The organism is Micromonospora sp. DT178 (genome assembly GCF_049841695.1).
In the GTDB taxonomy this organism is placed as follows: Bacteria; Actinomycetota; Actinomycetes; order Mycobacteriales; family Micromonosporaceae; genus Micromonospora.
The window spans coordinates 1-224 of record NZ_JBNCKV010000110.1; the positions used below are offsets into that span (position 1 = coordinate 1).

At 68.3% G+C, this 224-nt stretch carries 1 protein-coding gene; it reads left to right on the plus strand.

What is annotated here, in order from left to right; translation table 11 throughout:
* Positions 1-29: 29 nt before the first annotated feature.
* Positions 30-224, plus strand: a 195-nt coding sequence (locus tag ACLQ22_RS32190) for a KR domain-containing protein (RefSeq protein WP_425695637.1), incomplete at its 3' end; no start/stop codon positions are given.

The following is a 224-nucleotide window of genomic DNA, read 5'->3' on the forward strand; positions in this document are numbered from 1 at the left end:
TATTCGAGTCAGCTCAAGCAGTGCAGGCCTTGCGCTACCTGCAAGCGGCCCGCCATGTGGGCAAGGTGGTGCTGCGGCTGCCGGCTGGGTTGGATTCGCGTGGCACGGTGGTGATCACTGGTGGGACCGGGGTGTTGGGTGGCTTGGTGGCCCGGCATCTGGTCGCCACGCACGGGGTCAGGCATCTGTTGTTGTTGTCCCGGCGGGGCCCGGCCGCGGCGGGA